This window comes from Thiocystis violacea (assembly GCF_016583575.1).
Taxonomy (GTDB): Bacteria; Pseudomonadota; Gammaproteobacteria; order Chromatiales; family Chromatiaceae; genus Thiocystis; species Thiocystis violacea.
Genome location: NZ_NRRG01000006.1, coordinates 124,019 through 134,807, shown reverse-complemented (window position 1 = coordinate 134,807; position 10,789 = coordinate 124,019). Strand labels below are relative to the sequence as shown.

General features: G+C 66.6%; 10 protein-coding genes. 2 read left to right on the top strand and 8 right to left on the bottom strand.

What is annotated here, in order from left to right:
• Positions 1-189: 189 nt before the first annotated feature.
• The 8 genes from CKO27_RS05305 to CKO27_RS05270 form a co-directional block, all read right to left on the bottom strand.
• The gene (locus CKO27_RS05305; RefSeq protein ID WP_200373829.1) at positions 190-1,806 is read right to left on the bottom strand and encodes a hydrogenase large subunit; all 1,617 of its coding nucleotides are present in this window, start codon (positions 1,804-1,806) and stop codon (positions 190-192) included.
• Between the two features lie 102 nt (positions 1,807-1,908).
• Positions 1,909-3,381, bottom strand: coding sequence for a hydrogenase 4 subunit F (locus tag CKO27_RS05300; protein ID WP_200373828.1), 1,473 nt, complete (start codon positions 3,379-3,381; stop codon positions 1,909-1,911).
• Positions 3,378-4,076 carry a formate hydrogenlyase gene (locus CKO27_RS05295; protein ID WP_200373827.1) on the bottom strand — a complete coding sequence of 233 codons (699 nt, stop codon included), beginning with the start codon at positions 4,074-4,076 and terminating at the stop codon, positions 3,378-3,380. The genes CKO27_RS05300 and CKO27_RS05295 overlap by 4 nt, the downstream gene beginning before the upstream one ends.
• The gene (locus tag CKO27_RS05290; protein ID WP_200373826.1) at positions 4,073-5,026 is read right to left on the bottom strand and encodes a respiratory chain complex I subunit 1 family protein; all 954 of its coding nucleotides are present in this window, start codon (positions 5,024-5,026) and stop codon (positions 4,073-4,075) included. Before CKO27_RS05290 ends, CKO27_RS05295 begins: the two co-directional genes overlap by 4 nt.
• Before the next feature lie 25 nt (positions 5,027-5,051).
• Entirely contained in the window at positions 5,052-7,061 is a 2,010-nt protein-coding gene (gene hyfB, locus CKO27_RS05285; protein WP_200373825.1) for a hydrogenase 4 subunit B, read from the bottom strand.
• Positions 7,061-7,327: a helix-turn-helix domain-containing protein gene (locus tag CKO27_RS05280; protein WP_200373824.1), complete on the bottom strand. Its 267-nt coding sequence runs from the start codon at positions 7,325-7,327 to the stop codon at positions 7,061-7,063. The genes hyfB and CKO27_RS05280 overlap by 1 nt, the downstream gene beginning before the upstream one ends.
• A 160-nt stretch (positions 7,328-7,487) precedes the next feature.
• Entirely contained in the window at positions 7,488-8,267 is a 780-nt protein-coding gene (gene budA, locus CKO27_RS05275) for an acetolactate decarboxylase (protein WP_200373823.1), read from the bottom strand.
• 463 nt (positions 8,268-8,730) lie between these two features.
• Positions 8,731-9,645 (bottom strand): LysR family transcriptional regulator, encoded by a 915-nt coding sequence (locus CKO27_RS05270; protein ID WP_200373822.1) that lies wholly within the window; start codon positions 9,643-9,645, stop codon positions 8,731-8,733.
• Between the two features lie 110 nt (positions 9,646-9,755).
• Between CKO27_RS05270 and CKO27_RS05265 the strand changes: the two genes are divergently transcribed.
• Positions 9,756-9,923 (top strand): hypothetical protein, encoded by a 168-nt coding sequence (locus CKO27_RS05265; RefSeq protein ID WP_200373821.1) that lies wholly within the window; start codon positions 9,756-9,758, stop codon positions 9,921-9,923.
• A 12-nt stretch (positions 9,924-9,935) separates the two neighbouring features.
• Positions 9,936-10,784 (top strand): pirin family protein, encoded by an 849-nt coding sequence (locus CKO27_RS05260; RefSeq protein ID WP_200373820.1) that lies wholly within the window; start codon positions 9,936-9,938, stop codon positions 10,782-10,784.
• The last annotated feature ends 5 nt before the right edge of the window (positions 10,785-10,789 follow it).

The window sequence follows — 10,789 nt, the reverse complement described above, 5'->3', positions numbered from 1 at the left end:
GTCGTTGCCGCTGCGCGGCGCGCTGACGAGGATGCATGGGGGCTGGCTCCACGGGTGGGCAGTTGGGTTTGGCCACTCTCAGCCTACCACCACCGCCAGCCTTTCTCATGCGTTTCAGCAGGTTGGGCTTATCTTAGTGCCATTCGGGTCCGTCCCCGTTTTGGTCATAGAGCGCGGGCTCTGCCCATCCTACAAATCCTGTCCGGAATAGGAGCCGTTGACGGATTTGTTGCAGACGGGGAAGTCGGGGACGATGTTGCCGAGGATGAGGCGTTCCAGCGCGGGCCAGGTGAACCAGCTTGGGTCGCGGGGGAAGTAGCGCGCGATCCGGCCGTGCGCGTCGAAACGTACGAAGCTGAGGATCTCCCCGCGCCAACCCTCGATCAAGCCCAGACCCATGGCGTTCGCCTCAGGGGTTGGCAGGGGGGCGTGGATCTCGCCCTCGGGCAGGGCGTCGAGCAGGCGGTCGAGCATCCAGAGACCGGCGCGCACCTCGTCCATGCGTACCGTCGCGCGCGCGGCTACGTCGCCATCGTTCTGGACCGGAACCTCGACGCGGACGCCGTCGTAGGGCGGATAGGCGTGGTCGTGACGGACGTCGAAGCCGAGCCCGCTGGCCTTGCCGACATAGCCGGTGCAGCCGAAGGCGCGCGCGTCCGCCTTCGACAGGAGGCCGGTGCCGATGAGGCGATCGTCGAGCGAGGGATGATCCTCGATAACGTCGAACAGCGGCTCGATGGCGCGATGCAAGGCGGCGTGGTCCTGTCGCAGCTCGCGGAAGGCGTCCGTGGTGAGGTCATGGACGACGCCGCCGGGGATGATCGCATCCATCATGAAGCGATGGCCGAAGAGGGCGTGCGAGCGCCGCTGCCACAGCTCGCGCAGCCGGGCGCACTGGACATGCGCGAAGGCGAAACCGACGTCGTTGCAGATGGCCCCGATGTCGCCCAGATGATTGGCGATGCGTTCACGCTCGGCCATGAGCCCGCGCAGTGACAGGGCGCGCGGGGGCACCTCGCATCCGCTCGCCCGTTCCATCGCCTGACAGGCGGCCCAGGTGTGCGCGACCGTGGAATCCCCGGAGACGCGCCCGGCGAGCCGTGCCAGGCCGTTCGGATCCCGGCCGACGGCGAGCTTCTCGATCCCTTTGTGGACATAACCGAGCCGTTCCTCCAGTTTCAGCACATCCTCGCCCATGGCGTGAAAACGGAAATGCCCCGGCTCGATGATGCCAGCGTGAACGGGGCCGACCGGAATCTCGTAGACGCCCGTTCCCAGGACCGGCGTGAAGGGATACTCGACATCGGCGGGGGTGCGCTTGTTGTGTTCGCCGCCGAGCGGGAAGTCGGCGCGCAGGGGAAAGCGGTCGGCCGGCCAGGCTTGATGACGGGTCCAGCGACGCTCGTCGGGGTGATTGGTCCAGACCAGCCCGGTCATGTCATGGGCGTGGCGCTCCAGCCGATCGAGTCCGGGAAAATACGGCGTCTGCGAGGCCAGGAGCGGCCGGGCGAGCGGCGTCTCGGTCTCCAGCAGCAGATAGTCCCCGGCATATTCGAGGCAGGACCGGACCCGAATGACCGGCTCGCTTTCATCGTCGAGATCGCCCGGCGTATCCAGCGGATCGGCCCAGACACCGGCGTGACGCAGACCCATCGCCGCCGCCAGCCGCGCCGCCGGAGCCCAATCCTCCGGATCCAGCGCCAGCCGATGCGCCGGAGCCAGCACCCGCGCATCGCCGCGATGAGCGATCACATGCTCATCCTCCAACCGCGCCAGGTACTCGGACAGCCAATCGAAGCGGTTCATGGACAGAGGCACCTCGGAGAATGATCAATCATCGACAAGCCGATCGAGACAAGCCCCCCGATCCAACCACTGACAACTGAAAACTGAAAACCGACAACTGATTTAAAGAAGATGCGTCCCGGTAATGAGCTGGGTCGCGCGATCCAGCCAGGCGGCGAGGAAGCCTGGTATGGAGAGTCCCAGCCAGAGCACCAGTCCCAGATGGATCAGCACCGGCAGCATGTTGGCCTGGACCGGCCGTTGGCCCTCGGGCGCGGCCCCGTAGACCATGGGGTGCAGATGCCGGAACAGACCGGCGAAGGCGACCGCGAGCCCGCTCAACAGCGCCACCGTGAACCAGGGATAGGTCTGCATGGTCGCCGTCAGCAGCAGGAACTCGCTCATGAAGACGCCGAAGGGCGGAAAGCCCGCGATGGCGACGACCCCGATCAGCAGCGACCAGCCGACCGCCGGCTGGGTGCGGATCAGTCCGCGGATGCCGTCGATCGCCTGGGTGCCAGCGATGTGGGTGGCATGGCCCACGGTGACGAAGATGGCGGACTTGGTGAGCGAGTGCACCAGCATGTGCAGCAAGGCCCCGAAGGTGGCCAGGGGTCCGCCGAGCCCGAAGGCGAAGGTCATGAGCCCCATGTGCTCGATCGAGGAATAGCTGAACATCCGTTTGATGTCGCGCTGGCGATGCAGGAAGAGCCCGGCGACCGTGAAGGAGACCAGCCCGAAGCCCATCAGCAGCGCCCCGGCCAGATGCGGCGTGGCGGTCTCGGCCAGCGAGCCGTCGACCAGCATCTTGAGCCGCACCACGGCGTAGAGCGCGACGTTCAGCAGCAGCCCGGAGAGCACGGCCGACATGGGCGTCGGTCCCTCGGAGTGGGCGTCCGGCAGCCACTGATGCATGGGAACCAGACCGACCTTGGTGCCATAGCCCACCAGCAGGAAGACGAAGGCGATGCGCATCACCGTGGGATCGAGCGCCTGGGCCTGCTCGTAGAGCACGCTCCAGGTCAGCCCGGCGTCCGGATCGGCGATGACGTGCTGCGCCGCGAAATAGGTCAGCACGGTCCCGAACAGCGCCAGGGCGATGCCGACGCCGCAGAGGATGAAATATTTCCAGGCCGCCTCGACCGACTCCGGCGTCCGATAGAGCGAGACCAGCAGCACCGTGGCGAGCGTCGCGCCCTCGATCGCGACCCAGAGCACGCCCAGGTTGTCGGTCGTCAGGGCCACCAGCATGGTGACCATGAAGGCCTGATACATGACGTGATAGAGACGCAGATTGCCGGCGCTGAGACGCCCGATAGCGCAGACATGGCGCATGTAGGGACGGGAGAAGATCGAGGTGGTCAGGCCCACGAAGGCGGTGAGGGCCACCAGATAGACGTTGAAGGCGTCCAGCCGAAATCCCAGGCCCGCGATGGTCCCGGCGTGCGCCACGTCCCAGGCCAGCCAGACCGCGCCGACCAGGGTCAGGGCCGAGACCGCGAGATTGAGCCAGCCGGCCGCGCCCAGCGGGCGCACCAGGATCAGCAGCAGCCCGCCGATCAGCGGGGTGAGGAGCGTGAGCAGCAGCGCGTTCATGCTGGACGCCGCTCCTCGATCTCGCCCGTCTCGGTCAGCCGGTTGAGCCGGTCCACGTCCAGCGAATCGATACTCTCGCGGATCTGAAAGAAGAAGACGCCGAACAGCACCATCGCCACCAGCACGTCGAAGGCCACCCCCAGTTCCACCACCAGCGGCATGCCCGAGGTCGCCGAGACGGCCGCGAGAAAGAGCCCGTTCTCCATCGACATGAAGCCGAGCACCTGGGCTACCGCCTGCTGGCGGAAGACCATCATCAGGAGCCCGATCAGGACCACCGCCAGACTGACGGCGATGATGTTGCGGGTGAAGACCAGGCCATGCTCGACCATCGGGGCCACCAGCCAGTAGCTGAAGATCACCAGGGCCACCGCCGCCATGATGACCAGCGCGGGCCGGGTCAGGGTCTCGGTGTGACGCTCCAGACCCAGCCGACGCGCCAGGCGGTGCAGCATCCAAGGGATCAGCAGCGCCTTCAGGGCCAGGGTCAGCAGGGCGGAGAAATAGAGATGCGACGCCTGTCCGGTCAGGGCGACCGTGAGCGTCACGGCGGCGACCAGCGCCCCCTGCCAGGCGAAGATATGGATGGCCGCGACCAGGCGCGCCTGCGCCAGCAGCACGAACGACAGGAAGAGCGCCAGCGCGGCCAGCAGCAGCACGAACTGTTCCAGCAGGGTCATGACCGTCAGGCTCATGCGCCCACCTCCAGGATCACATGGCTCAGGAGTCCGAGCAGACCCAGCAGCAGGGCCAGGTTCAGAAAGGCCGGCACGCGGAACAGCCGCATCTTCGCCAGCACCGTCTCGCCGGCGGCCAGCGCCGCGCCCAGGATCGCCAGCTTGAACAGCACGGCGGCCAGCCCCAGGGCCAGCGCCGCCGGACTGAAGTCCTGGGCGATGCCCCAGGGCAGGAAGACATTGGCGATCAGCACCCCATAGAGCAGCAGCTTGATCTGGGCCGCCCATTCCATCAGGGCCAGATGCCGGCCGCTGTACTCCAGCAGCATGGCCTCGTGGACCATGGTCAGCTCCAGATGGGTCGCCGGGTTGTCCACCGGGATACGGCCGCACTCGGCCAGCGCCACCAGGATGAGCGCGCCGAAGGCGAAGAGATAGGAGGGACGCAGCAGGAAGCCGTCCGTCAGATGATGCTCCATCACGCCCACCAGGCTGGTGCTGTGCGCGGTCATCGCCAGGGTGAAGACGGCCATCAGCATCGCCGGCTCGGCGAGCGCCGAGATCAGCATCTCGCGCGAGGCCCCCATGCCGCCGAAGGCCGTGCCCACGTCCATTCCGGCCAGGGCCAGGAAGAAACGGGCCAGCGCCAGCAGTCCGACCAGGACGATGATGTCGGCGATCCGGGCGGTCGGCAGATCCAGCGCCACCAGCGGCACGGTCGCGCAGGCCAGCCAGATGGCGACGAAGACGATATAGGGCGCGACCCGAAACAGCGGCGAGGCGGTATGGGCGACCCGCGTTTCCTTGATCAGTAGCTTGCGCAGATCCGAATAGGGCTGGAGCACCGAGGCCCCGCAGCGGTTCTGGAGCCGCGCCTTGACCAGGCGCACCCAGCCGATCAGCAGCGGGGCCAGCGCCGCGCACAGCAGCGCCTGCGCCAGGGCGATGAGCCAGACGGTCAATGACATGGGGTCCGGCCCCCCTCGACCGCCGTCAGGAAATGATCCATAGCAGCACCAGCAAGGTCACGAGCGTCCAGCCCAGATAGCCGCGCACATGGCCCGACTGCAACCGCACCACCCGCTTGGAGGCGGTCTCGACCGCGCGCGCCACGGGCGCGTGGATCAGCCGCAGGGTGCGATCGACCAGCTTGAGCCGATAGCGCTGCACGCCGTCCGCGCCCGTATCGCGGATCTCCTCGATCTCGAACAGCAGCCCGAAGACCCGCCGGATCGGTTGGGCGAAGGCGGTCGCGGTGTACTGCATGCGCGGCGAGGGCGAGGTGAAACCGCAGTCCCAGGGATCGCAGCGACGGACCCGCCGCACGCCGCCCCGGTTGAACCACCAGATCGCCACCCCGGCGATCAGGGCCAGCAGGAGGATCGTCAGCGGCGCGCTGTAGCTGGCCGTTTCCGACGAGATGGGCGTCAGCCAGAGCCAGCCGTTGGCGCTGGCCTGGGGAATCCCGGTCCCCAGGAGTTGCTCGGCCACCGGGTCGATGAGCCCGGTGACCTGGGTCGGCAACACGCCCAGCAGCAGACAGAACGCGGCCAGGAACCCCTGCCCGGCCCACATCCCCTTGGGCGACGGCCGCGCGCGGCGCACATGGCGGCTGCGCGCCTGACCGAGAAAGGCGATGCCGTACACCTTGACGAAGGTCGCCGCCACCAGCGCGCCGGTGAGCGCCAGCACCGCCGAGGCGATGGGAACCAGGCTGCGCAGCACACCGCTTTCGAGCTGCCAGGCCTGGAGCGCCGACTGGAAGATCAGCCACTCCGAGACGAAACCGTTGAAGGGCGGCAGCGCCGAGATCGAGAGACAACCGACCAGGAAGAAAAAGCCGGTCCAGGGCATCCGCCGCAGCAGTCCGCCCATCTGCTCCAGATCCCGCTCATGGGTGCTGTGCAGGATGGCCCCCGCGCCGAGGAACAGCAGTCCCTTGAAGAGCGCGTGATTGATGACGTGATAGAGGGCCGCGACCAGGGCCAGCGCCGCCAGCATGACATGCCCCGTGGCCTGGAACAGCAGCGCCAGCCCGAGCGCGATGAAGATGATCCCCAGATTCTCCACCGAGGAATAGGCGAGCAGCCGCTTGAGATCGGTCTGCATCAGGGCGAAAAGCACGCCCATGAGCGCCGAGACACTGCCGACCAGCAGCAGGGTCACCCCCCATTGCCACTGGACCTCGCCGTTCAGATCCAGCACCACCCGGATGAAGCCGTAGACCGCCACCTTGAGCATGACCCCGGACATGAGCGCCGAGATGTGCGAGGGCGCGACCGGATGCGCCTCCGGCAGCCAGACATGCATGGGGACCAGCCCCGCCTTCATGCCGAAACCGACGAAGGCCAGGGCGAAGGCGACGCTCGCCCAGCCCGGCGAGAGCGACGCCGCGCGCATCGAATCGAAGTCGAAGCCGCCGCCGAAGGCCGCCAGCACGCCGAAACCGAGCAGGATCGTCAGCCCGCCGATATGGGCCATGAGCAGATAGAGAAAGGCCGCGCGCCGGTTGGCGGCATTCTCGTGCTGGAAGGCCACCAGGAAATAGGAGGACAGGGACATCAGCTCCCAGGCCACCATGAAGGCAAAGGCATCGTCGGCCAGCACCACCAGCAGCATGCCGGTCAGAAAGAGCCCGGTGAAGCCGCCGAGCGCCACCAGCGAATCCCGCCCATGCTCGAAGCTACGGACGTAGGCCGGTCCGTAGAGCCCTAGGGCGCTGGTCACCAGACCGATCACCGCCAGGAAAAATCCGGACAGGGCGTCGAGGCGCAGATGCCAGGGCATCCAGGGCAGGCCCAGGGGCAGCGTGGCGGTGAGGGTCTCGTGCGCGATCAAGGCCCAGAGCCCCGCGCCGAAGGCCGCGACGCCCGAGAGTCCGATCAAGGGCATGGCAACCCAGCGCAGGATCCGAGGCGTGCGAGCGGCCAGCAGCGACACGCCCGAGGAGGCCAGCGCCAGCCAGAGCGCCATGTAGGCCAGCGAGAGCGCCTGGTTCTCCATCAGGAAGCAGCGTCCAGCGGCGGCGACTTGAGCCGCACGCCCCGCCCACCGCCAGCGCTGGCCTGGCCCTCGCCGATCAGCTCGATCCCCGCACGCTCCAGCGCCTCGACCACCTTCACCAGCGATTCCACGTTGCCGCGCACCTGCCCGGCGCTGCCCTCCATCCGCTGAATGGTCGGCAGCGACAGCCCCGCAGCCTGCGCGAGACGACGCTGATCGATCCCCAGCAAGGCGCGGGCGGCCCGGACTTGGGTGGAGGTAATCATGTATAAAACATCATGAGTGAGGTCATGGACAACATGATAGATGTCTAGCCTGGGAAAAGACAACCCGTGAACCAGCATCCGTGCGCGGCGCGCGCTCATGATCGGATCGCAGAAGATCAGCGTAGGTGGCATCCCGCCGCGAGAGGCCCAGTGGCGACCATTATGGCGTGGAGTGCCCCTGCTCGACCGCCTGCAAGTCGCGGCTCTGGTCCCCATGGAGAGGCGCGTCGAGAAAGGCGGGATGGAGCGGGAGTTGGACCTCCCAACCGTCGGTTTGGTCCAGTTGGACCCGTCCTTGAGCGAGCCGGAAGTCGAGCACATGCCCGGCGTGCCGTCGATCGGCGGACAGGAAGTGGAGATGGAAACCGGGGACGTTGACGCCTTGCAGGAAGGTCGGGCACCAGAAACCGATCAAGGTGCCGCGGATCGCCGATTGCTCAAAAAGCGTTTGCTGCCTGGACACCTCCGCCAGTGGCCGATAAGGCGGATTCTGCCGTGGCACGCTGCGAAAAAGGATGTGATCGAAGACGCCATCCACCCGCACCGCATAGATGAGATTGTGACTCGGGAGCCGAGACTCCAGCCAGGTTTTGAAGTCCGCGTAGGGTTGATCGGCGGGTGAATCGAGGGCGTGGTCGGCGTCGAAAAAGGTAACGGCCATGAACGGCGTCCCGGTGTCGGGCGGCATGAGCCTGACCTGGCCATCGGCGGCGGCCTGATAGACCTGTCCTTCCAGGAGGATCAGTTCCCCGTCGAGTGCGTCGAAGGTTCCCAGGCCAAAATCCCCGCGGGTCCGTACCTCACGGAGCTTGGCCAAAGGCTGGTAGACCCCAGTCAGCAGGGCGTCAATGGTGGAGACTTGATACAGGATCTCGCGGTCGTTATCGGCCTGAACCGAACCGGCGATGATCAGTGCAAGCAGGAACCAGGTTCTGGGCATCGGGGTTCTCCTGATGGGGTGGCGATGTCGTCTACCGGCCTTGAACACGCCGGTTGTCTGTTAAGTGGCGTGGATCCGGAGGCTGACCTCGCCGAGGTGGCGAGTCCGGCCGTCGAGGTGGGAATTTCCACGGTCTGGATCTCCTGGGTGCGCGAGACCAGGCACGGTGCCTGGTCTCCTTAACGGCCCCAGGCTCCTGAACTGAAGCCAGGGTCGTCCCGGCCCCCATCGCGCGCACGGGCGCGGCATCCTGGTGTCAGGCCAACCCGCCGACCCCACCATGAGACGGCGGGGGTCGGCGCCGCGCCGTCCGAGAGTTATCCGGTACCGCGACGCAAGCTTGCGAAACCTCTGTCCGCGAACGTCCGACGACACAATGGCTTCGGTTCCCGCCCGCCCGCGCGCATTCATTTCATCCCAGAAGCCGATGGAGTGCTCATGGGCGTCTCGTGACAGGGCACGGTCACTGGCCTTCGTTGTTGGAATCCCTGGCCGCCTGCTCGACCAACCACTGTCCGAGTGCCCGAGTCGCCGGACCCGCCCCTGCCGGATCGGCATAGACCAGATAGAGGGTCTCGGAACGAATGGCCCCCTGGACCAGTGGCAGCGGTTTTAAATCTCCATTTTCCAGCTCCACTCGAATGTGCGACCGAGGAATCCAGGCAAAGCCGAGCCCCCGTTTCAGAATCGCGATGGCCGTGAGCAGATGCGAGACCGTCCAACGCTCCCCGGCCTCCAGCCAGCCGCTGTCGACCTGACGAAAGCGCCCGGTATCGCGGATCACGATCTGGCGCCGCGCGCGCAGGTCTTCCACGGTTAAAGGGCGTCCCAGCGCATGCAACGGATGATCTCCCCGGGCGACCGCGACGAAGTCCACCCGCGCCAAGGGATCGCCCAGAAACCCCGGCGGCACCTGACCCGTGATCGCCAGATCCACCTGATGCTGGAGCAAGGCCTCGCAGGTTCCGGAGAGCACCGTCTCGATCAACTGCACGCGCGTCTGGGGAACCTCGGCGCTAAAGCGGGCGAGAGCACCGAGCAGCGGATCCGGAGGCATCACGATCTCCACCGCGAGGCGCACCTGCGTCTCCCAGCCCTCGGCGAGCGTCGCGGCCAATTGTTCCAGGCGCCGGGCCTCCTCCAGCAGGAGGCGTGCCCGCTGCAGCAGCACCCGCCCCGGATCGGTCAGCCGGGTCCGACGCCCGTGAGGGGCCAGCACCGCCACCGGCAGCTGTTCCTGCAACCGCTTCAGGCTGTAGCTCACCGAGGACTGACCGCGCTTGAGCACCTCGGCGGCGGCCTCGAAACCGCCCTGATCGACCACCGCTTCCAGGGTGGCCCATTGCTCCAGGGTCGTGCGGGGGAGTTCAGCGGCCATGACAGATCGGATTTATTGATGGAATAGACTGGAAATGAGCATAAAACAATCGCCTCCTTGGGCCTAGACTTTTCCTCAAGTCCACTTCATCGCCGATCGAGAAACCGACCATGACCCACCTCCTGCACATCGACACGAGTCTCTTCTCCCATGACGGTGTCTCCTCCACCCTGCCCCGAGACTACGTGGCCCATCGCGACCTCGGGCGGGGTGAGGCGGAGCGCCAGGAAAGCCTGGCCGTGGCCACCCAGTCCATTCGGCAACTTGCCGCCGCCTGAGGAGATGACCACATGCGGACCATGACCATCGAACGTATTCTGAGCGCCAGTCCAGCCTCCGACGGGGGCGGGGTCAAGCTTTACCGGATCGTCGGGCCCGACGGGATGCGCGGCCTGGATCCCTTTCTGTTACTCGACGAATTCGGCTCGGAGTCGGCGGACGACTACATCGCCGGTTTCCCGCCCCATCCGCATCGGGGCTTCGAGACGGTCACCTACATGCTGGAGGGACGGATGCTCCATGAGGACCATCTCGGTCACCAGGGTTTGCTGTCTTCCGGCGGGGTGCAATGGATGACCGCCGGTCGTGGGGTCATACACTCCGAGATGCCCCAGCAGGAGTCCGGACGCATGCATGGCTTGCAGCTCTGGATCAATCTGCCCGCCAGGGACAAGCTGAGCGATCCGGCCTACCGGCATCTCCCGGCCGAGGCCATCCCGGTGGTGACCCTGGCGAATGGAATCCAGGTGAAGGTGATCGCCGGGGCCTTCGCGGAGGGCGACACCCAAACCCTCGGCCCCGTCCAGGGCCTGGCCACCGATCCGCTCTATCTCGATGCGCGGTTGCCGGCCAACACGGAACTGCTTGTCCCCATCCCAGCCGGCCATCGTGCGCTGGTGTATCTGATCGCGGGTCGGCTCCAGGTCGCCGGCCAGGGACTCATCCCCCGGCGGATGGCGGTACTTGGCGCGGGTGAAGGCGTTGCGCTCCAGACGGGAGAGGAGGTCGCCCATGCCCTGGTCCTGGCGGCCCGTCCGCTGGGCGAGCCCGTCGCTCATTACGGCCCCTTCGTGATGAATACCCAGGAGGAGATCAGGCAGGCGATTCAGGATTACGAGCAGGGGCGGCTGGTGGACTGAGCGGG